This window comes from Larkinella bovis (assembly GCF_042655385.1).
Lineage (GTDB): Bacteria > Bacteroidota > Bacteroidia > Cytophagales > Spirosomataceae > Larkinella > Larkinella bovis.
Genome location: NZ_JBHSMA010000001.1, coordinates 1,147,261 through 1,164,826, shown reverse-complemented (window position 1 = coordinate 1,164,826; position 17,566 = coordinate 1,147,261). Strand labels below are relative to the sequence as shown.

Annotated in this window: 18 protein-coding genes; 7 read left to right on the top strand and 11 right to left on the bottom strand. The window is 52.5% G+C overall.

Features of this window, described 5'->3' with window-relative positions:
• Positions 1–47: 47 nt before the first annotated feature.
• Positions 48–1,106, bottom strand: coding sequence for a sensor histidine kinase (locus ACFPMF_RS04870; RefSeq protein WP_379841692.1), 1,059 nt, complete (start codon positions 1,104–1,106; stop codon positions 48–50).
• 313 nt (positions 1,107–1,419) lie between these two features.
• Here ACFPMF_RS04870 and ACFPMF_RS04865 point away from each other — a divergent pair, with 313 nt between their 5' ends.
• Complete coding sequence (locus ACFPMF_RS04865; RefSeq protein WP_379841690.1) at positions 1,420–2,187, top strand: SDR family NAD(P)-dependent oxidoreductase; 768 nt, start codon at positions 1,420–1,422, stop codon at positions 2,185–2,187.
• Positions 2,188–2,192: 5 nt separating this feature from the next.
• Here the strand turns inward: ACFPMF_RS04865 and ACFPMF_RS04860 are convergent, their stop codons facing one another.
• The 6 genes from ACFPMF_RS04860 to ACFPMF_RS04835 form a co-directional block, all read right to left on the bottom strand.
• The gene (locus tag ACFPMF_RS04860) at positions 2,193–3,107 is read right to left on the bottom strand and encodes an EamA family transporter (protein ID WP_379841688.1); all 915 of its coding nucleotides are present in this window, start codon (positions 3,105–3,107) and stop codon (positions 2,193–2,195) included.
• A gap of 134 nt (positions 3,108–3,241) precedes the next feature.
• A complete protein-coding gene (locus ACFPMF_RS04855; protein WP_379841686.1) occupies positions 3,242–3,427 on the bottom strand; it encodes a hypothetical protein in 186 nt (61 codons plus the stop codon).
• Between the two features lie 45 nt (positions 3,428–3,472).
• Positions 3,473–3,859, bottom strand: coding sequence for a hypothetical protein (locus tag ACFPMF_RS04850; protein ID WP_379841684.1), 387 nt, complete (start codon positions 3,857–3,859; stop codon positions 3,473–3,475).
• A 142-nt stretch (positions 3,860–4,001) separates the two neighbouring features.
• On the bottom strand, positions 4,002–4,202 hold the full coding sequence (locus ACFPMF_RS04845) for a hypothetical protein (protein ID WP_379841682.1): 201 nt from the start codon (positions 4,200–4,202) through the stop codon (positions 4,002–4,004).
• A 90-nt stretch (positions 4,203–4,292) separates the two neighbouring features.
• Positions 4,293–4,478 carry a CsbD family protein gene (locus tag ACFPMF_RS04840; protein ID WP_379841680.1) on the bottom strand — a complete coding sequence of 62 codons (186 nt, stop codon included), beginning with the start codon at positions 4,476–4,478 and terminating at the stop codon, positions 4,293–4,295.
• 123 nt (positions 4,479–4,601) lie between these two features.
• Positions 4,602–5,051, bottom strand: a complete 450-nt coding sequence (locus tag ACFPMF_RS04835) for a DUF2147 domain-containing protein (RefSeq protein WP_379841678.1) — start codon at positions 5,049–5,051, stop codon at positions 4,602–4,604.
• Between the two features lie 66 nt (positions 5,052–5,117).
• Between ACFPMF_RS04835 and ACFPMF_RS04830 the strand changes: the two genes are divergently transcribed.
• Positions 5,118–5,657 (top strand): acyl-CoA thioesterase, encoded by a 540-nt coding sequence (locus ACFPMF_RS04830; RefSeq protein WP_379841676.1) that lies wholly within the window; start codon positions 5,118–5,120, stop codon positions 5,655–5,657.
• 33 nt (positions 5,658–5,690) lie between these two features.
• Here the strand turns inward: ACFPMF_RS04830 and ACFPMF_RS04825 are convergent, their stop codons facing one another.
• Complete coding sequence (locus ACFPMF_RS04825) at positions 5,691–7,151, bottom strand: leucine-rich repeat domain-containing protein (protein ID WP_379841674.1); 1,461 nt, start codon at positions 7,149–7,151, stop codon at positions 5,691–5,693.
• 235 nt (positions 7,152–7,386) lie between these two features.
• On the opposite strand from ACFPMF_RS04825, the gene ACFPMF_RS04820 reads away from it, so the two are divergent.
• Together ACFPMF_RS04820 and ACFPMF_RS04815 are read left to right on the top strand one after the other, a co-directional pair.
• Positions 7,387–7,761 carry a BlaI/MecI/CopY family transcriptional regulator gene (locus ACFPMF_RS04820; protein WP_379841672.1) on the top strand — a complete coding sequence of 125 codons (375 nt, stop codon included), beginning with the start codon at positions 7,387–7,389 and terminating at the stop codon, positions 7,759–7,761.
• Between the two features lie 4 nt (positions 7,762–7,765).
• Positions 7,766–9,739: a M56 family metallopeptidase gene (locus ACFPMF_RS04815; protein WP_379841670.1), complete on the top strand. Its 1,974-nt coding sequence runs from the start codon at positions 7,766–7,768 to the stop codon at positions 9,737–9,739.
• A 60-nt stretch (positions 9,740–9,799) separates the two neighbouring features.
• Here ACFPMF_RS04815 and ACFPMF_RS04810 read toward each other — a convergent pair whose 3' ends face one another.
• The 3 genes from ACFPMF_RS04810 to ACFPMF_RS04800 form a co-directional block, all read right to left on the bottom strand.
• Complete coding sequence (locus ACFPMF_RS04810) at positions 9,800–10,756, bottom strand: L-threonylcarbamoyladenylate synthase (protein WP_379841668.1); 957 nt, start codon at positions 10,754–10,756, stop codon at positions 9,800–9,802.
• Between the two features lie 68 nt (positions 10,757–10,824).
• Entirely contained in the window at positions 10,825–12,141 is a 1,317-nt protein-coding gene (locus tag ACFPMF_RS04805) for an OmpA family protein (RefSeq protein WP_379841666.1), read from the bottom strand.
• A gap of 20 nt (positions 12,142–12,161) precedes the next feature.
• Positions 12,162–13,397: an exo-beta-N-acetylmuramidase NamZ family protein gene (locus ACFPMF_RS04800; RefSeq protein WP_379841664.1), complete on the bottom strand. Its 1,236-nt coding sequence runs from the start codon at positions 13,395–13,397 to the stop codon at positions 12,162–12,164.
• A 505-nt stretch (positions 13,398–13,902) separates the two neighbouring features.
• Here ACFPMF_RS04800 and ACFPMF_RS04795 point away from each other — a divergent pair.
• The 3 genes from ACFPMF_RS04795 (at position 13,903) to ACFPMF_RS04785 (ending at position 17,566) form a co-directional block, all read left to right on the top strand.
• The gene (locus ACFPMF_RS04795; RefSeq protein WP_379841662.1) at positions 13,903–15,645 is read left to right on the top strand and encodes a GMC oxidoreductase; all 1,743 of its coding nucleotides are present in this window, start codon (positions 13,903–13,905) and stop codon (positions 15,643–15,645) included.
• Positions 15,646–15,747: 102 nt separating this feature from the next.
• On the top strand, positions 15,748–16,374 hold the full coding sequence (locus ACFPMF_RS04790) for a gluconate 2-dehydrogenase subunit 3 family protein (RefSeq protein ID WP_379841660.1): 627 nt from the start codon (positions 15,748–15,750) through the stop codon (positions 16,372–16,374).
• 100 nt (positions 16,375–16,474) lie between these two features.
• Positions 16,475–17,566: a Gfo/Idh/MocA family protein gene (locus ACFPMF_RS04785; protein WP_379841658.1), complete on the top strand. Its 1,092-nt coding sequence runs from the start codon at positions 16,475–16,477 to the stop codon at positions 17,564–17,566.

The following is a 17,566-nucleotide window of genomic DNA, read 5'->3' as shown; positions in this document are numbered from 1 at the left end:
ACGAGCTACTTTTGCGACGGGGTGACGTTCTGCACCCAACCGGCCGTTTAGCTCACCCGGAAAAGCGGCAGGGAAACCTCAAAATGGGTTTCGGTTTCAAGAACGTGAACTTCATCCTGCTTCAGTTGCCGGTATTTATCGAGTAGATTGGCAAGTCTTGACTGTGAAAGATCCATTCTGACCTGCTTGCGCTGGAGGGTATTCCGAACCACAAGCCGGCCTTCCGGGGTGGTCTGAATCTCAATCGTCAAGGGTCGGGAGGCACTCATCGAATTGTGTTTAAGGGCATTGTCAAGTAAGGTTTGAATGGTCAGGGGGGGCAACCGGCAGTCCAGAAAAACCGCATCGGCTGCCTGAACGATCCGGAGGTTAGTACCATAGCGGGTTTGCAGCAGATCGGCGTAATTGGCGATAAATTCCAGTTCGGTTTGCAGGCTTACAACCTCGCGGGTATTGGCTTGCAGCAAATACCGATAAACCTTGGAAAGCTGATCGACAAACGTCTCGGCCCGTTTCTGGTCTTCACCGATCAGGGACGACAGCGAAGTCAGGCTATTGAACAGAAAATGCGGATTGATCTTCATCTTGAGCGTATCGAGCTGGTGCTGGAACGCGGCCTGCCGAAGCTGTTCGTTTTCCTTTTGATCGATATGCCACTGATTATACGTATAAAAAACGTTGAGCGCCACGCAGAAGCAGAGGTCGAAAATAAGCCCGAGCGTCAGAATGGGGCGGACCGCGCCCAGGCTGAATTCGACGCCGGTTGCCGGGAAAATACTATACGTAAACACGTCTAAAAACGCCAGCCCAACGGTAAATAATCCGACCACGGTCAGCATCACCAGCGTTCGCACGGTGGCCTGTTCGGCATCCGGAAACCGGCGGATAACCCAGCGAACGGCTAGGGTGAGGGTGATGACCGAGAACCAGTACAGGAAAAAAATAACCGATGTGCCAAGTGCAAACAGCGCCCAGTCGCGAAAGTAGGGTTCCCCAATGAAGTAATAATTCCCGATCGGGAATAAAACCGGCATCATCAGCAAATGATACGCAAGCTCCCAGCGGGAAAAAAAAGTCGCAATTCGTCGGTAAAAGGGTTGAATCATGCACAAAAGCCGCCGGAGGCTCCCGAAAGTTCAAATTTTTCTACGAAGGTACTCTTTTTAGAGGATGCTTCAATCCTGAATGGAAACTCGTGGGCGGTTGAATAAGACCGGGAGGTGCAAGGATCGCAAGGGGCGTAAACGGAAAGTCTTTCCAGTGTGATTCCTGACCATCGCTTACTCCTGCTGTTCGATTCGGCTTTTCGCCCTCCTGGCCCTTGAATCACCGAAATCGTTCCGGATTTGGCCAATCCGTTGTCATTTGTATGAATTTTGGGCCATCTTTGCATCGACCTTTTGCCCCAGCAATCTTGTCATGAATTTTCAAACCCAGACCGCAATTGTTACTGGCGCAGGCATTGGTATCGGTTTTGCCATTGCCCGTGATCTGGCCCGCCAGGGCGCTTCTGTTTTACTGAATGATCTCGATCCAACCGTTGCCCAGCAAGCTGCTGCTGCCATTCAGCAGGAGGGTGGGCGCTGTCTGGCTTACCCGGGCGATGCGTCGGACGTGTCGTTTATTCAGCAGATGGTCGATACGGCCGTCGCTGCATTCGGCAACCTCTCCATCGTGGTTGCAAACGCGGGTATTACCATTTTCGGGGACTTTCTGGAGTACCAGCCAGCGGCTTTTCAGAAGGTGGTTGATTTGAATCTCCGGGGGAGCTTTTTTCTGACCCAGCTCGCAGCCCGCCAGATGAAAGCCCAAAACCAGGGCGGCAGCATCCTGCTGATGTCGTCGGTCGTGGGGCATCAGGCCCATCCCGGGTTGGCCGCCTATAGCATGACCAAAGCCGCGCTCGAGATGTTGGCCCGGAACCTCGTGCTGGAACTTTCACCCTACGGAATCAACATCAACGCGGTGGCCCCGGGGGCAACGCAGACCGAACGGACGCTGGATGATCCGACGTATGTGCCCATCTGGTCGCGGATTACGCCCATGGGCCGCCCGGCTACGGTCGATGATATCGCCAACGCAGCCCTGTTTCTGGTGGCGCCCCAGTCCCGCCATATTACGGGCCAAAGCCTGGTGGTGGATGGTGGCTGGACCTCCGTGAGCCCTCCGCCGGTCGGCGAAAATTAGTCGGATTATTTCTTGCCCAGCGAAATCAGGACGACTCCCGATAGAATGACGAGGGCGGCCAGAATGGAGGAAACCGTCAGGGCTTCATCCGCAAAGGCCCAGCCCAGGAGCATCGCAACGACGGGGTTCACATACGCGTAGGTGGACACCAGTTGCGGAGGAGCGTTGCGGGCCAGCCAAGCGAAGGACGAAAAACCGATAATTGAGCCAAAAACAATGAGATAGGCCAGCGCACCGAGGGCTTTAACGGGCGCTTCGCCAATGCTGGTCAGGGTGACGTTTTCCGTGACCATGCTGAACAGCAGTAGCACCAAACCGCCTACCAGCATCTGGATGGCACTGGAAATCAACTGGGAAGGCAGCGATAATTTGCCGGAAAGCAGGGTGCCGATTGCCCAGGAAACGTTTGCCACCATGATGAGTGTGATCCCCACCCAGACATTACCCTTCGCCGGAAAAACCGTTCCCGTTGGTTGCATGAGGAGCGAAACCCCGACCAGTCCGATGGCCAGCCCTGTCAGGGCCAGTTTAGAAGGACGGATCCGCCCAAAGCTGACCCAGTTGAACAGGATGATAAACAGGGGAACCGTCGCGGCCAGCAAAGCCGCAATGCTGGTAGGAACATACTGGAGCGCAACGGACATCGATCCATTGGCAATGGTGAGCAGGAGTATTCCGATAAGACCCGCCGAGGCCCATTGCTTCCGGCGGGGTATGGGCGTCCCCGTAAAGCGGGCGTACAGGTACAAAATCAGGCCGGCGGTACTAAGTCGTAAAGAGGCCATGTAAAGGGGCGGCATCTTTTCGGTCATAAAATGAATAAAGAGGTACGTAGACCCCCACAAAATATACACTGACGTCAACGCTAGCCAGAGCGTCAAACGGGGCGACTGCACTTTTTTACTAATGACCGGATTCATCACGCTTACGCTTCTCTGTTTCCTCTTTCAACAGCAAAGAAATAGAAATATTTCCAGCGGTGAGCCTTAAATTTTTTTAATGGTCGTGATGAATTTTAATAATAGATAGATTGCGGTTCCCGGAAGACGGTTTGTCAGTTGGGATGAACAGGGCCCGAAAGCGTGGGCGGGACTTTTTCGATCAGGGTGAAGGTGAGCGTGTTTTCGAATACCTGCCGGTACCGGTAAATGTACATGGTAAACAGCGTGTCGAAAAGGGAAGGATCGTTTGTGGCGGCTAACCGCCGGATCAGTTCTTTGACGTAAATCGTGTCGTTCATGGTGAGATTCCAGAGGTAAATGGACAGAGAAAAACGGTAGACCCCTTAATCAAAATCGACGGATTCGACCCAGGCTTTCAGCGTTGGATACATTTGGAACAAGGTCGCCAGGGTTTCTTCGGTTTGCCGATTGATGATTTTCAAGGTATCGGTATGGGCATTAAAACGGTTGATCGATTCCCCATTTTCGTTGGAGATGCGATGCGAGGCCGGGGGTAAATTCTGGATTAACTCAACAATGGTGCGAACCAAGGTGGTTCGCAGCTGAAGGAGTTCCTGCAGAGCCGCGTCGGAAACGACTCGGCGATTGGCCTGGCTTATGACCTGGTGGATGAAATGATAATTCTGATAAAGTTGGTCAGCAGCTTGACCCCATTCCGGCAACAGTTGGCTAAAAAGGGAAATAGGATCAGGACTTTGGTGATTACACATTCACAGGGATGAGTTTAGACACATAAGTTGAGTTGCTGAACAGAAGATCGCGTTGATGACGGGCTTCCTGTTTCATTTAGATGAAACAGGCTGGAAAAAGTAACAGCCCAATTTAGCTTCCGGGCAAAATAGTTTGCCAAAATTACCAGGGCTGGGAAATGTATTTGATCAACTGGCGGAGTGTCAGCGCGTTACTTTGCCAGACAAATAGTTCGGGGAGTTTAGTAAAGAAGTTTTTCTGGGCGGAGTGGAGCGGATCGTGTTGAAGAAAAATGTTGTCAAACTGAAAACCGCCCGATGCGAGGCTGAAAATACGACTGTCGTTGTCTGAAAAAGGCTTCATGCGTCCTTAAAACCGGGGGGCATAAAAAAACCGCCCGAAGCGCAAAGCTTCGGGCGGTACTACTGAGCGTTCGATCAATTGACGTATAATTTACAAATCGGCAATGGCCTTATTGATTTCATCTTTGGTCTTGCCGGTTTTTTGCTGGATGCGTCCCCACATTTCATCTTCCTGGCCTTCGGCGTACGTTAGATCATCGTCGGTCAGGTCGCCGTAGGCTTGTTTGATTTTACCTTTCAATTCGTTCCAGTTACCTTTCAGGGTTGTCTCATTCATGACTGAAAATCGTTTAGTGTGAATACTTAGTCTATTGCGAAGAATCGCACTACTAAAACCCACTACCTCCCAAATTGTTTGAAAACGAAGCCGGACGAAACGCCCATTTGCTGAAAAACCTCGTCAATTGATGCGGGTCCAGATCTGTGATTTACCGATAAGCGAAATGCCAATATAGCCCCGCACATCGAGGGTATTCGGGTCTTTCAGCGTCAGTTTGCAGCTGTATTCCTTGCCGTCTTCGGGGTTGTAAATATTGCCGTCGGCCCAGACTTTGCCCCCATCGTAGATAAAGCCCTGCATGACATCCAGCCCGACCAGGGGCCTTGTGCGGAGACTGCTCTGGCTATTCTTAACATCAGTGCGCGGTTTTCCGGTAACCGGGTCATTGGGTTCTTTCAGCCAGACCAGTTTTCCGAAATACTGATCTCCCTTTTTGTAGATTTGGATGTGACCGCGTTTGGTTCCGTTCAGCCAGGTGCCCAGCACGGCGTCGGGATTTGTGGCAGGAGTAAAAGCAGGTAGTGTGCTGGCAATGAACAAAAAGACAATGAGCAGTGGAAACGATTTCATTAGTTTTTACGATGTTGATGGAACTCACAAATAGCCTACGGTATTAAACGTAAAAATACGAACCATATGATAAAACTTGATCCGGCAAAAACCTATCCACACGAAACGGAATCGCGCACGATTGTTCGTTTTCAGGACTGCGACCCCCTTCAGCACCTTAACAATGCCAAATACCTGGATTACTACTTCAATGCGCGCGAAGATCAGGTTGCCACGCAATATAACTTCAGCCCGCTTCAGTTGTTTCGCGAATACAAGACGAGTTGGGTCGTTTATCAGCACCAGATTGCCTACATCCGGCCCGCCATGGTTAGTGAATGGGTTCGGATTGTTTCCCGGATTATTTACTACAACGAGGACACGATGGTGACGGAGTATTTTATGACCGACGATTCGGGCAAACAGCTGAAAAATGTCTTGTGGATGACGTCAAAATACGTCAGTGTGCTGACCGGAAAACGGAGCACGCACGGGCCGGACGTGATGGCCTTTCTCGAAGCCATCAGCATGAAAGATATTGATTTTCACAACCTGAACTTCAACGAACGAATCAAGCAAATCAAAGATGAGCTGTTGCAGGCAGACAGCGAAGGCGTCAATGATTGAAGCAGGAGAGGAAGCGGTACCGGTCTTCCTCCGTCAATAAAATACCTCCGTTTTGTTTTCTTCCAGTTGGTTGATCAGAACCGAGGAGACGGTTTTGGATTCGCTGACCGGATTGCCCCGAACGTACAGTTTTTTGAGGGTCTTGAGGTGCGTCAGCGTGGCGGGCAAGTCGGTCAGGCGGTTATGGCTCAGTTCCAGTTCTTCCAGGTACGGAAGAGTCAGAATAGGGTCGGGGACGGCAAAAAAACCGTTATGACTGATATCCAGAATCCGCAGATAGTACAATTTTGATAGACTGGCGGGTAAACTTGTCAGCAGGTTATGATGGGTATATAACACCTGAAGTTTCCGCAGGCGGCCCAGATTTTTCGGCAGGGTATTCAGTTTGTTATTCGAAACGGCCAGTTGCTGCAAGCGGGGCAGGCGGCAAAGTGGCTCGGGCAATTCGGTCAGGTTATTGTAATACAGATCCAGTATTTCCAGCCGTTTCAGACGACGAATACCGACCGGAAGGGTATTCAGCCTGGCGCGGTAGAGATTCAGGTCTTTCAGGCGACGCAACCGACGCAGCGGGCGGGTGCTGAGTCCGTCCGAAAAATTGTTGAGGCCCAGCCAAAGGCTTTCCAGTCGCCGGTTTTTCGAAACCCCTTTCGGAAGGTCCGTGATTTTGGTCGACTGAAGATTCAGCAGTTTCAAATGCCGGTTGCGCGCGACGTGCAGCCCCTCGTTGCCCAGGGGGTTAAACGATACGTTCAACTGTTTCAGGGTCGGGATCGTAAACACTTTTTCGGGAATGGCCGTGAGCGCGTTCGCACTCAAATCCAGAATTTCCAGGTTGGGAAACCGGTAAATGACCTCCGGCACTTCCGTTAGCTCCAGGGTATTGAAAACCAGGTTTTTCACGGTATCAGGCCGAGTGGTTTTTTCGGCGTCTTCCAGCGTGACCAGAATGCCCGGGCCTTTCCGAAGCTTCCGCCGGGAAGGGAGTTTGCCAATGGGCAGGGAAGTCGAAAACCGGTACGGTTTATCACCCGTTACCGGAAAATGATACGTGGAAAACCACGCACACAAAACCGGACGCAGCTTTTCGGTTAACCGCATGACGGCCAGGCTGTCATTTTTTTGCATGAAATTGCGGCCGAATTCGAAAAACACCCGCTGGACCGACCCGTCCGGGCGGGCGTACAGACTTACCATCAGCAAGCAGGTCGTATCCTGCAGCAGATTGGCCTTGCGGAGCATTTGATTGAGATCCGTCCCAAACTGCGCGTTCAGCTCAAAAAACTTCTTTTCACCCGGAGTCATTTCATTTTCTTCCCGGTAGCCGGGCGGGCGGTTTTGGAAACCGGGATCAAGAACCGACCGCACCGGAATGTACTCCTGATCCAGTTTCCGGCTTAGGGCTTTATGTTCAGCCGGTGTCAGGCAAACCGGTTGGGCCAGCCCTATACCAGACAACAGAAGGCAAAAACTGGTGAAAAGAGCTCGGGTCATATCAGGATGCGCTTGAACGCAGAATTCAGGGGTATAACGGTAAATATAGTTGAATAATTGAAGAAGCCGAAATGCTATCCGGAAAAGCGCGAAAATCAGCTTTTAACTTTTATTACGAAACTTTTCGTATCAAATCCTTGACTTCTACGAAACGATTCGTATATCTTTGTTACGAAATTTTTCGTAAGTGATTGAAAAGCGCCTGAACGGCATCCAACGCGTAAACGCACTACCAATGAAACCAACCGAATCGGAACTCGAAATTTTGCAGGTCTTGTGGGCGAAGGGCCCCAGTACGGTGCGCCAGGTGAATGAACACCTGAGCCAGACGAAGGACGTTGGCTATACGACCACGCTGAAACTCATGCAAATCATGCACGACAAGGGGCTGCTCAGCCGCACGGAGGAAGGGCGCTACCACGTGTACCAGGCCCGGGTCGATGAGAAAGAAACGCAACAACATCTGCTCGACCGGTTTGTGGATACGGCCTTCCGGGGTTCAGCCATGAAACTGGTCATGCAGGCGTTGGGGAACAGCAAGGCCACTCCGCAGGAACTGGCCGACTTGCAACGGCTTATTGATGAAATGAATCCGAACAGCAACCATTAATCTGATGAACACCTTTCAACTGTTTTCTGAACCCCTGACAACCGCTTTGGGCTGGGCACTTGTGCATACTCTCTGGCAGGGAGTCTTACTTACTGCCCTGGCCGCGCTGGCCCTGCGCTGGACCGCCAGGATGTCGTCCGACGTGCGGTACGGCCTTGGAATCGGTGCCCTGGCTTTGCAAGTGCTGGTTTTTCTGGGAACCGTGTGGATCTGTTATGAACCGGTGATCCCGTCGGTTTCCTTCGGAAGTGAGCAACCATCCACCATGGCGCAACCTGTGTTGATTACCAGGGATGCTTCCGGTCACGGCTGGTCCGGTAGCCTGACGGAATGGCTCCACCAGCATTTGTCGTTGCTGGTCATGATCTGGCAACTTGGTTCGGCCCTGCTGCTGATCCGACTGGCGGGGGGCTGGCTGCTGGTGCAGCGGTTGACGCTCCGCAATGTTCGTTCGGCTCCCGAAGCCTGGCAAGCCTATACGCACCAGCTGGCCTGCCGGCTTGGCATGGTGCAGGCGGTTCGGCTGGTCGAATCGGCCGACATTTCCGTACCCATGACGATCGGCTGGCTGAAACCGGTGATCCTGCTGCCCATCGGGTTACTGACAGGATTGTCTCCGAAACAGGTGGAAGCCGTGCTGGTGCATGAACTGGCGCACATCCGCCGGTATGATTATCTGGTGAATCTGATTCAGTCGGTCGTTGAGATCGTTCTGTTTTTTCACCCGGCCATCTGGTGGTTGTCCGCCCGGATTCGGCAGGAACGTGAACATTGCTGCGATGATAGGGCCATTCGGGTCTGCGGAGAGCGAACAAGCCTGGCGCAAGCACTGGTTCACATCGAAGGACGCCGGCAAACCGCCTGGCCTGCTCCCGAGTTGGCCATGGCATTTGGTGCCCGGAAACAGTCGCTTTTGCAACGGGTCAAGCGGGTTATTGGCGTCAGTGAACCCCAATCGTCCGTAACGCCGAACGGACTGGTCGTGGCCGGATGTCTGTTGTTGCTGACCGGACTGGTAACTGCCCAACACCTATATCAACCCGTCCATCCGGGCCGTCGGGAAGGCGATTCGGTTTCTAGTACTGCCGGGAAGGCAGGCCCGGCCGGGCCGGAAGGCAAGGAAGCGGGTAAGCCCGGGTTGGAAGCAGTCGTCCGCGATACCATCGATCCGGTGAAACGGGCAACGCTGGAAAACACGTTGAACGAGCACGAGCGGGAGCTCGAACGGTTGAATGAGGAGATAGAGCAATGGCATAAGCCGATGGAACAAGTTGACCGACAGATGGAAAGGGAAAGTCAATCGCTGGCGTTGTTTGACAGCGAAATGGAGCTGCTGGACCGGAAGCTGGAGGGAGTTCAGAAGGAGCTGGAACAGAATCTGGAAAAATCGCTTGACCTGGAATTGAAAAAGAACCGGTTAAACGGAAAACTGAGCCAGGCCGAAAGTCGGTTGCTCGCCAAAATGAAGCAGGACGAAGTGCAGATCAGGAAGAAAATGGAGGCCCTTCACCACGATAATATGGCGAAAATCCAGGCTAACCGGCAGGCATTGGAGGAAGGCCAACAGAAACTGCTGAATGATTCGATGGAAATTTTTGTAGCCAAAATGGCCCAAATTGCCGAAAAATCAAGTTTCCATGCCACCGAAATGATGCGGCTCCAGGCCATACTGGGCCGGTTGGATACGCTTCCCGATCCGGTACCGGCCGTTGCGCCCAAAGCCCCGATCGGGCCCGCCAGGGCTGGAAAACCGGCTGGTGCGAAAGGGGGGTACTGGTATAACGGGAAGCGCTATGAGCGCCCGGAAGATATGCCTGCTGCACCGACAGCGCCCACACCACCCCCGGCGGTTATGCCTGCTGCGCCGACGCCCCCCACACCGCCCGTTGTGGCTCCCGCTGCCCCGGCACCGCCCGATGCACCAGCGGCTCCCCAGGCCCCAAAAAGTGGTAAAAAAGGGAAGTCCGTGCAAAACTAGGAGGGGAGGAAGTACGGAAGTGACTGCACTTTCGTGCTTCCTTCTGTTTTTTCCTTTCGATCATTTGAACGCTGCCCGGCGCAAACGGTCGTTGATGGCCCGGCCCAGTCCCGTTTCTGGCACCAGCTCGGTGATGATTACATCGATATCGAGGGTATCGAGCGCCCGCAGGGCCGCAAACAGGTTTTTGGCAGCTTCGGAAATGTCGCCGGTTACCGATAGAATCTGCTGGTTTTCAGCGGGAATTAAATGGGTTAGTTCTTCAAACGAAAGGACGCCAATTCGCTCCGGTTTATACGTTGCCAGGATTTCCGCCGGTTTCTTCAGCAACAGCGGTTTTCGGGGGGCATAATGACTGCTCAGCATTCCCGGTGCCTTCGGATTCGAGGTTGAATGACTCCGCACGGCCACCTTGCCCACCACGGCTTCCAGTTTTTCGAGCGCCATACCACCCAGCCGGTACACAATCGGCCCCCCGTCCGTAAAACCGATGATGGTCGATTCGATGCCCACCTGCGCCGAACCGCCATCCAGTACGTACGGAATCTGATGGCCCAGCTGGTCGGCAACGTGCCGGGCGGTGGTAGGGCTGATATAACCGAACGGATTGGCACTCGGAGCAGCCAGCGGGAAATCCAGCACCGACAGCAGTTGCAACGCCAGCGGATGATTTGGAATCCGGATGGCGACGGTTTCCAGCCCCGACGAAACCAGGTCGGGAATGATCGTTTTTTTGGGTAACAAAATGGTCAGCGGGCCGGGCCAGAACCGTTCGCCTAACTGCCGGGCTTTCTCCGGAATGTGCTTAACAAAAGTTTCCGCTTTCGCGATCGAGTCGGTATGAACAATGAGCGGATCGAACGACGGGCGGTTTTTTACCCGGAAAATTTTCAAAACGGCCTCCGGATTCAAGGCATTCCCAGCCAGACCATAGACGGTTTCGGTTGGCAAACCAATCACCTCACCCTGTTCCAGAAATTCTTTTGCTTTATGAACGTCGGTTCCTACGTGTGCCATACCGCAAAGGTACGGTTTTCTGCTTTATGGTTTTTGGGTGCCTGAAATGGGAAGGGTGATAGAAGCTACTATTTGGTAAAAAACTGGATCACCACCCGCCGGTTTTTAGCTTTGTTAACTTCTGTATCATTGGGAGCGACCGGAGAATCAGGGCCGTTCCAGGAGGACGAAAGCTGGTTGGCTGGAACACCTTTCCGGTGTAGATAGGTTGATACCACCCGTGTCCGGTATTCTGACAACAGCCTGTTTAGATTCCGTTGGCCCACATTGTCGGTATGGCCCGTCAGTTGGGCCTTTACATGCCGGAGTTTGATGAGTTGCCACGAAATGGAATCGAGTTTATCCCGGGCTTCTTTCCGTAACGAATAGTCGCTTTGATCGAAGTACAAAACCGTACTGTCGAAGAAAGCTGGCGTTTCAGAGCCGTTCGGGGCCATTTCGGCTGATTTCGGCAGGATTCGATGAAATGCTTTTAACGTAAGACCGGGATTCATCCGGAAGGTTTCATCGGCCACGACATTACCCTCCGTCGATTTCGCTACAAATCGGTAGACCTCACCCGGTTTAAAGCTGTTCTCCCTAAAGTGGGTAGGAATTTTTTTCGGGCCCCAATACAGCTTTGTTTTATTGGTTGTCCCTCGAAATTCATATTCACTCAGTACCAGGTTAGGCGGTAAGGCGAAAGATACGGACAGTATATTGTTGAGCATCAATAATTTGATTTGGTAAAATGTATCAGCCGTATCCGGTAGATTAGCGGGGATTTCTCCATGGTATGTCTGATAACCTTCGGCCCGAACGTCGAACGTAATCTTCTGACGGGCGTCCAGTTGAATGAATGATGGGACTTTTGTTGAATCAATCGCTACACATTGGGTGCGGCCTGATGAGGCATACGTGAAGCAGATGGTTGCCGGTATTCTTTTGAGCGTTTGGGCATTCTGTACTTGAAAATACCTATTTCGATTCCTTCTATCCGATCTGGCAGGGGAGTCTGATGGCCGACGAGCTGCCTGGTAAGCCTTGATGACTTGTTGCGAATCTTTCGAAATCATGGGCAGGTCAAACCAGAACCGGGCACTCGTATCCATTGCCCCAGTCTTATTGATCGGTAAGGAGGTAACGGGATATCCATCAACCTCAAAGGATAGTATTTGCGTTGAATCGGCAATCCAGAGCTTGAATAGTCCATCTGCGTCACTTTGCCCGACCTTAATTTTTCGACCATCAACCAGCGCCGAAATAGTGGCTTTTAAATTCCTTCCGGTGGTAACATCCCAGCATAATCCGTGGACGGTAATGGTGTCCGATGCCGCAATGGAGCTGGCTGGATAGACACTTGCCGACGATAAGCAAAGGAGCCAGGAAAATACCACCGAAAGCATGTTAATGCCGATTTAAGGGTTTAACGATAGAGCAAATACTTCTTCCGCATCTTCTTGTAGGCGGTTAGGCCGGGTTCCCAGCTTGCCCGGATTTCCTGCTCCGAGCGCCCTTCCATGATTTGTTTCCGGAACTGGGCATGCCCCACCAGTCGTTCAATAACGCCCATTTCTTTGCTTAGCTTTGAATCGAAAAACTTCTCCTTGTGGGGATGTGCCTTGTACAGTTCCATGAGCCACTGGAGGTTGATTTGCCGGCTTTTGCGAAGCTGGTTGACATCATACGTGCGCAGGTCCAGCCCGTAGCAGACCTGATCCATAAAAAGGGGCGTTTCCGCCATGCCCTTGATGCTCGTAGGCGTGTAGGAAAACGCATAGCGGCCCTTCAGTTCCGGACTGCCGATCACCGTAAATGGAAATTGGGTTCCGCGCCCATGGTTCAGGTAAACACCCTCAAACAGGCAGGTAGATGGGTACAGCAAAATGCTCTGTTGCGTGTTCAGGTTGGGAGAGGGTGGTACCGGCAGCGTGTACGGCATATCGTGCTCATAGTTGGCTACCTTGACAATCTTGAGCTTGCATTTCACCTTATTCGTGAGCCAGCCTTCACCATTGGCCATCTGCGCGAATTCCGCAACCGTCAAACCGTGAGCCATCGGGATCGGAAACATACCGATGCCTGACTTAAACTGCATGTCCAGCACCGGGCCGTCGATGAGATATCCATTGGGGTTCGGCCGGTCGAGGATCATCAGCTCCTTATCGTTTTCCTGACAGGCTTCCATGACCCGAACCAGGGCGTTGATGTTGGTGTAAAAGCGGCAGCCCACATCCTGAAGGTCGTACAGCAGAATGTCTACATTGGCGAGATCCCCGCGGGAAGGTTTGTTTTTCTTGCCGTAGAGCGAAATAACGGGTATGCCGGTGGCGCTATCGGTTTCATCGGCCACATGAATACCGGCACTGGCTTTTCCGCGAAAACCGTGCTCCGGGCCGAATATTTTTACAATATTGACACCAAGGCTCTTCAGGCTATCGACCAGGTGCTTTTTGCCGATAATTGAGGTTGGATTGGCCAGCATGGCAACCCGCTTGCCTTTTAAATACGGTATATATTGGTCCGGCTGATCAGCACCGGTCACGATCGATTTTTTAGCAGTACGAACATTTTCAGCGCTTTGTTGGCGAATGCTTATAGTACTTATCAAAACGAAAGCAGTAATGATTAACGCACTAACGGTAGAAAACCTGTTATTCATAATGTCATTCAAAGGATGGGGTGCCGTAAGTTAGCATCTTATTGGATTTGTTCCCTGTGGAGGTTTGGATTAAAACAGAATAAGGGTTTTCATTACGGACTCGGCACCAGGCCAACTGGCGCGAATGCGTAGGCAACCCGTGGCGCCTGAACTGGAAAATAGCCCCGAAATCTCGCCTTTCGGTATGAGTAAGTTGGTACCATAGATTTGTATTCAGCGGAGATGATTCGTAACTTTAGCCCAGGTCACAAATTTGACGATTCCAAGCTAAAAATGGACTGGCCGCCCCGCAATGCCTGAAAACTGGTTACGCCTGATTCTGAGGTTAAAACCGTTGGCTGCTTAAACTTTTGGATTAGCTGTTTAACGGAACCCCGAAAAGGCCCGGTTTCAACGATAAAGGCTTTTTTTTTAAAACGTTGAATCTTTATCGCATTCAGTATTACTTTTAACAGTTAAATTCTATATTTTTTTATCGGTGACCTACTCACTAAACCAAAATTCAATGGATGTTCCACAAATAAAAAAGGCAGCGAAGGTATACGACGTTGTCATTGTTGGCTCGGGAGCCGGGGGCGGTATGGCGGCTTACCAACTTTCCAAAGCTGGTGCCACCGTTGCATTGCTCGAAGCCGGAGGATATTTTGACCCGGCTGATCCTAAGTACATTAACCAGTTAAAGTGGTCATACGAATCACCCCGTCGGGGAGCCGGAACGACCCGGGCGTTTGGCGATTTCGATGCGGCCTGGGGCGGATGGGATATTGAAGGAGAACCGTATTCGGCGGTAAAAGGAACGGAGTTTTACTGGTTTCGTTCGCGGATGCTCGGTGGCCGGACGAACCACTGGGGCCGGATTTCCCTGCGGATGGGACCGGATGATTTCAAACGGAAAAGTTTGACCGGGATTGGCGAAGACTGGCCCCTCAGCTATGAAGACTTCGCTCCCTATTACGACAAAGTAGATGATTTGATCGGGGTGTTTGGGTCGAAAGAAGGCTTGCGGGATGCCCCCGATGGCCGGTTTCTGCCCCCGCCGAAACCGCGTCTGCACGAACTGATGATCAAGAAAGGGGCGAAAAGTGTCGGGGTGCCAGTTATTCCGTCCCGGCTGTCGATCCTGACCAAGCCCATTCACGACCGTGGGGGATGTTTCTACTGTGCCCAGTGTGGCCGGGCCTGTCAGGCCTATGCCGACTTCTCCTCGTCGTCGGTTTTGTGTATTCCGGCCGTTAAAACCGGGAAAGTGACGCTGATCAACAATGCCATGGCCCGCGAAGTGCTGACCGACGCCAAAACCGGTCTGGCCAATGGCGTGTCCTACGTCGATACATTAACCCTGACCGAACAGTCGGTGATGGGAAAAGTGGTGGTTCTGGCGGCCAGTACCTGCGAAACCGCCCGGTTGTTGCTGAATTCGAAATCACCCCGTTTCCAAACCGGTCTGGCCAACTCCAGCGGTGTCGTGGGAAAATACCTCAATGACTCGACCGGAGCTTCGCGCGGTGCTTTCATTCCCGCGTTGATGGACCGCAAGCGCTACAACGAAGACGGTGTGGGCGGTGCACACATCTATTCGCCCTGGTGGCTGGATAACAAGAAGTTAGACTTTCCGCGTGGATACCATATCGAGTACGGCGGTGGAATGGGGATGCCCATGTACGGTTTCGGTTTCGGGATGGAAGGACGTAATAGCATGGTGCCCGGTCGGGACGGCAAACCCAAGGAAGCGGGCGGCTACGGCGCCAGCCTGAAAGACGATTTCCGCCGGTTCTACGGTGCGAACATCGGCATGGCGGGTCGGGGCGAACCGGTTCCGCTGGAAAGCAATTACTGCGAAATCGATCCCAATACGGTAGATAAGTACGGAATTCCGACCCTGCGGTTCAATTACAAATGGTCGGATGCCGAGATCAAGCAGGCCAAGCACATGCAGGATACATTCGAAGAGATTATCCACGCCATGGGCGGAATTCCCCTCGGTAAAAAACCGGGTCCGGAAAACAATTACGGTCTGGAAGCTCCCGGAAAAATCATCCACGAAATCGGTACTGCCCGGATGGGGAACGACCCGAAAAACTCGGTGTTGAACAAATATTCGCAGGCCCACGACGTCAAGAACCTGTTCATCGTTGATGCTGCGGCTTTTCCGTCGCAGGGGGACAAAAACGTGACCTGGACGATCCTGGCCAATTCGTGGCGGACTTCCGACTACATCATCGATCAAGTTAAACAGAAGAACATCTAAATCTTTGCTTCGCTCCGAGGTTCTCGGATTGCCTCTACTAACCGTTTGGTACACGGGGTTGATCAGAGAACATCGGAGCGTAGCAGGGAAAAATCTCACACTATGAAACGTAGAGATTCTCTCAAAGCCATTACCCTGAGCAGTCTGGGATTTGCCGGGATGAACCCGCAGATTGCCGCTGCGGAGTCGATCCTGCCGCCCGATGTCAAACCGGTGAAAGTGCCGGGTGGTCGGCAGAAATTCGAAGCCGAACGTGACGCCAAACTGAACGCGGAAAAATTCTTCACCCCCCACGAACTGAAAACGGTAACCGTGCTGGGTGATATCATTATTCCCGCCGATGCCAAGTCCGGCAGTGCTTCCCAGGCCGGAACACCGGCGTTCATTGAGTTCATGATGAAGGATCAGCCCCAATGGCAAACGCCGATGCGGGGGGGAATCCGCTGGCTCGATAACGTCTGCGTGAAACGGTTCGGTAAGAAATTTGCCGATTGCCTGAAGGCGCAGCAAATTGAAATCGTTGACGAAATTGCTTATCCGGCCAAAGCCAAACCGGAAATGTCGCAGGGCGTTTCGTTCTTCAACATGATGCGCGGCCTGGTGGCCACCGGTTTTTTTACCAGCCAGATGGGAATCAAAGACCTCGGCTACGTCGGTAACACGCCCAACCAGTGGGAAGGCGTCCCGGCTGATGTCTTGAAACAGTACGGCTTAAGTTACGACGATTAATTTAGTTAAGAGTTAAGAGTGATGAGTTAAGAGTTTTCGGATGTATTCATCACTCTTAACTCATCACTCTTAACTCTTAATTCATAACTGATCACTCTGCATGGCTTCCCGACGAACCTTTCTTCAGCAAACCGGACTGCTGGCATCTTCGCTGGCTTTTTCGCCCCTCAGCATTGCATCTGCGCAGAAAAAAGACAGGCTTGGCGTGGCCCTGGTGGGGTTGGGCTATTATAGCACCGATCTGATTGCTCCGGCCTTGCAGTTGACCAAACATTGTTACCTGGCCGGGATCGTGACGGGAACACCCGCGAAAGCCGAAACCTGGGTGAAGAAGTACAACATTCCCGAAAAGAATGTGTACAACTACGACAACTTTGACAAGATCGCCAACAATCCGGATATCGATGTTGTGTACGTAATTCTTCCCCCCTCGATGCACCGCGACTACGTAATCCGGGCGGCTAAGGCCGGGAAGCACGTCTGGGTGGAAAAGCCGATGGCGATTACGGAGAAAGAATGCCAGGACATGATCGATGCCTGTAAGCAGAACAAGCGGCTGCTGGCCGTTGGGTACCGATTGCAGCACGAACCCAACACGCAGGAATACATCAAGTTTCTGCGCGACGGAAAAATCGGCAAGATCAAGATGGTGAGTTGCTCGGCGGGGTATTTCGACGGGCGGACCAATCACTGGAAGCAGAAGAAGGAAATGGGCGGGGGCGTCATGTACGACATGGGCGTTTACGTGCTACAGGGCGCGCGGCTGGCCACGGGTGAGGAACCCATTTCGGTGACGGCCCAGCAGTATACTACCCGGCCTGAAATCTACAGGAACGGTTTGGACGAAACCACCATGGCCCAGCTCGTTTTTCCGAGCGGTGCCCGGGCCGCCGTGCAGACCAGCTTTGGCATAAACATGAACTTCCTGCACGTGACGGGCGAAAAAGGATTCCTGAAAATGGAACCGTATTCGGCTTATAACGGCCAGAAAGGCGAGGCCACCGGCGGGGTGCGCATCCAGCATCCCTACGAGGTTCCGCGGCAGCAGGCTATGCAGATGGACGACGATAGTCTGGCCATCATGAACAATAAACCATTGATTGCGCCGGGCGAAGAGGGAATGCGGGATATCCGGATTGTGGAAGCGATTTACCGGGCCGCCCAATCCGGTCAGTCGGTGAAGTTGACTTAA

What these genes read in the sequence shown, in the direction of transcription:
- ACFPMF_RS04870 (WP_379841692.1), bottom strand. Translation starts at nt 1,106, where the DNA reads ATGATTCAACCCTTTTACCGACGAATTGCGACTTTTTTTTCCCGCTGG.
- ACFPMF_RS04865 (WP_379841690.1), top strand. Translation starts at nt 1,420, where the DNA reads ATGAATTTTCAAACCCAGACCGCAATTGTTACTGGCGCAGGCATTGGT.
- ACFPMF_RS04860 (WP_379841688.1), bottom strand. Translation starts at nt 3,107, where the DNA reads ATGAATCCGGTCATTAGTAAAAAAGTGCAGTCGCCCCGTTTGACGCTC.
- ACFPMF_RS04855 (WP_379841686.1), bottom strand. Translation starts at nt 3,427, where the DNA reads ATGAACGACACGATTTACGTCAAAGAACTGATCCGGCGGTTAGCCGCC.
- ACFPMF_RS04850 (WP_379841684.1), bottom strand. Translation starts at nt 3,859, where the DNA reads ATGTGTAATCACCAAAGTCCTGATCCTATTTCCCTTTTTAGCCAACTG.
- ACFPMF_RS04845 (WP_379841682.1), bottom strand. Translation starts at nt 4,202, where the DNA reads ATGAAGCCTTTTTCAGACAACGACAGTCGTATTTTCAGCCTCGCATCG.
- ACFPMF_RS04840 (WP_379841680.1), bottom strand. Translation starts at nt 4,478, where the DNA reads ATGAATGAGACAACCCTGAAAGGTAACTGGAACGAATTGAAAGGTAAA.
- ACFPMF_RS04835 (WP_379841678.1), bottom strand. Translation starts at nt 5,051, where the DNA reads ATGAAATCGTTTCCACTGCTCATTGTCTTTTTGTTCATTGCCAGCACA.
- ACFPMF_RS04830 (WP_379841676.1), top strand. Translation starts at nt 5,118, where the DNA reads ATGATAAAACTTGATCCGGCAAAAACCTATCCACACGAAACGGAATCG.
- ACFPMF_RS04825 (WP_379841674.1), bottom strand. Translation starts at nt 7,151, where the DNA reads ATGACCCGAGCTCTTTTCACCAGTTTTTGCCTTCTGTTGTCTGGTATA.
- ACFPMF_RS04820 (WP_379841672.1), top strand. Translation starts at nt 7,387, where the DNA reads ATGAAACCAACCGAATCGGAACTCGAAATTTTGCAGGTCTTGTGGGCG.
- ACFPMF_RS04815 (WP_379841670.1), top strand. Translation starts at nt 7,766, where the DNA reads ATGAACACCTTTCAACTGTTTTCTGAACCCCTGACAACCGCTTTGGGC.
- ACFPMF_RS04810 (WP_379841668.1), bottom strand. Translation starts at nt 10,756, where the DNA reads ATGGCACACGTAGGAACCGACGTTCATAAAGCAAAAGAATTTCTGGAA.
- ACFPMF_RS04805 (WP_379841666.1), bottom strand. Translation starts at nt 12,141, where the DNA reads ATGCTTTCGGTGGTATTTTCCTGGCTCCTTTGCTTATCGTCGGCAAGT.
- ACFPMF_RS04800 (WP_379841664.1), bottom strand. Translation starts at nt 13,397, where the DNA reads ATGAATAACAGGTTTTCTACCGTTAGTGCGTTAATCATTACTGCTTTC.
- ACFPMF_RS04795 (WP_379841662.1), top strand. Translation starts at nt 13,903, where the DNA reads ATGGATGTTCCACAAATAAAAAAGGCAGCGAAGGTATACGACGTTGTC.
- ACFPMF_RS04790 (WP_379841660.1), top strand. Translation starts at nt 15,748, where the DNA reads ATGAAACGTAGAGATTCTCTCAAAGCCATTACCCTGAGCAGTCTGGGA.
- ACFPMF_RS04785 (WP_379841658.1), top strand. Translation starts at nt 16,475, where the DNA reads ATGGCTTCCCGACGAACCTTTCTTCAGCAAACCGGACTGCTGGCATCT.